Genomic DNA, 1,997 nt, shown 5'->3' with positions numbered 1-1,997 from the left:
CCTACCTTAATGGATTATTGTCGGTTTGAGGCACTTCAAAAACTGAGATGCTCCCGATCCATTTTGATATCTAAATGATGAATTGTTTTTAAATGTTGAGCATCAATTCCATTCATCATACAAATATGATGATGGCAACTTCTTTCAAATGCAATATCAGCTTGTGTAATAATTTCTTTTCCCTTCAATTCATCAAAATCAGCCACTCCCTCTGGTGCTTCAGCATCTGGATAAATCCAGATAAATCCATACTTTTCCTCTGTTGCATAAGCTTGTAATTTAGCTTGGGTAGGAATTTCTGATTGACAGGGAATGTTTTGACAAAACCCTGTTTCATCAAATGCCCAATGATGAAATGCACAACGAATCCAATTACCATCAACCTTCCCAATTCCTAAATCTGTCCCCAAATGAGGGCAGTAGGCATCCAAAGCCCGCGCTTGACCATCTTCACCTCTAAAAATGGCAATTTTTTGACCGCATCCTTCTACAGATTTTGCTGTTTTTTTAGGTATCTTATGACTAGGACAGGCAATATACCAACCCTTTGCAATTACATTCCAGTTATTAAATATTTGCATAATTCTTTGATAGATAATTATTTAATATTTCTTGTCGTTGGCGAATATCACCTTGATATTTACCCATCAAAATCCTAAATAACATTTTACCCAAACAATAAGATGCCCGCCAAGAAAAAACGGCATCTTGTAAATCAATATGGCTACGCTCAAACAAAAAATGTCCGGTTAATCCCACCAATTGAGTTAACGGTAAGCCCAAGAGTAACCAAAAGTTTTGCAATTTCCAAGTATAAAAGAGTAACCCGTAAAAGAAGAATATCCCCAGAAGGTGTAGAGTAATATTAATTGGATGCTGATGTTTAAGAATAAAAATATCCCAATAGTCTGTAAAAGGATGATCCAGAATCTGATTATTAATCTGATTTTTTAACTTTTGTTGAGGGTTATAATAATTCATGTCAAAACCTTCTAGGATTAATCCTTATTTTGTGCGATCGCTGACCACACCATCCAGATATCTCAACCGTCCGTTTAATCAACTTGTTATCTTGCTGGCACAACTCAAGACCTATAGCGCAAGCACTAAACGAAGACCTTCATCAACAAGCACCATTACGCGATCGCTTACTTGGCTTACCTGCTCCATCAAAAACGACTTGTCCACAGTAATTACTTGGGAAACATTCACAACCGAGTCTTGGGATAAACCAGTTTCATCTGTTGTCACCAAAATGTTGCCTGGAGCTTCAGCCAGCCGCAGATTAGTTGTGAGTACAGCAGCGATCGCAGTCCGAATTCGGCTACGATTAAACTCATCTGACTGAACGATCAGAACTGGTCTACGATATCCTGGTTCGGAAGCAACAGGTATTGGCAGGTCTACCCACCAAATTTCACCTCGCTGCATCACCAATTTTCCTCAGATATAGTATGCGCTTGTAGCTTTACAAACAATGGATCAAGACTGCTATCTTCATCAGCATATACAGCATCTAATTGTTGAGTAATTTCATCCCATTTATGCGATCGCAAGTATTCTTGAAGCGCCACAGAATAAAGCTGACTACGGGATAACCCCATGCGTTTCGCAAATTCTTCAGCAGCCGCAAAGAGAGGGTCAGGGATGGAAATCGCTGTTTTCATAGATTGGTATAACTTGAGTTATACCCCATGTTACCGATTTTTCATAATCAAGGCAATAAAAAATTCTTGGCACTCATGGCAGACTGTCAAATTCATTTTGACAGGGATAAGATAAGTTGTCGAATAACGAAAGCGTATGACAATCAAGACTGATTTAGTGAGTCTGTTGCCTCCATTAATAAGGATGATCTAGCTTGCGTTCGGATACAGTGATTTGTTAAATCCCCGCTTGATTGGGAGTTTTACCAGTCTATCCTTGTGTTCCATTTGTTTTTTTTGTAAATCGTTAAATATAGCTTGCAAATCATATTGAAATGATTGAGCGTAATC

The 1,997-nt window shown here is 38.4% G+C and carries 4 protein-coding genes; all 4 read right to left on the bottom strand.

Translation table 11 applies throughout. The annotated features are described in order from the left end of the window. Nucleotides 1–35: 35 nt before the first annotated feature. Nucleotides 36–581: an aromatic ring-hydroxylating dioxygenase subunit alpha gene (locus tag HWQ58_RS10090; RefSeq protein WP_292861129.1), complete on the bottom strand. Its 546-nt coding sequence runs from the start codon at nt 579–581 to the stop codon at nt 36–38. Then, complete coding sequence (locus tag HWQ58_RS10085) at nt 568–981, bottom strand: Mpo1-like protein (RefSeq protein ID WP_292861126.1); 414 nt, start codon at nt 979–981, stop codon at nt 568–570. Before HWQ58_RS10085 ends, HWQ58_RS10090 begins: the two co-directional genes overlap by 14 nt. A gap of 111 nt (nt 982–1,092) precedes the next feature. Next, complete coding sequence (locus HWQ58_RS10080; protein ID WP_292861123.1) at nt 1,093–1,431, bottom strand: type II toxin-antitoxin system PemK/MazF family toxin; 339 nt, start codon at nt 1,429–1,431, stop codon at nt 1,093–1,095. Continuing rightward, nucleotides 1,431–1,667 (bottom strand): ChpI protein, encoded by a 237-nt coding sequence (locus HWQ58_RS10075; RefSeq protein WP_292861120.1) that lies wholly within the window; start codon nt 1,665–1,667, stop codon nt 1,431–1,433. Before HWQ58_RS10075 ends, HWQ58_RS10080 begins: the two co-directional genes overlap by 1 nt. Nucleotides 1,668–1,997 lie beyond the last annotated feature (330 nt).

The organism is Nostoc sp. LPT (assembly GCF_017115165.1).
GTDB lineage: Bacteria > Cyanobacteriota > Cyanobacteriia > Cyanobacteriales > Nostocaceae > Nostoc.
The sequence above is the reverse complement of the archived record's forward strand: the minus strand, read 5'-3'. Positions and strand labels throughout refer to the sequence as shown.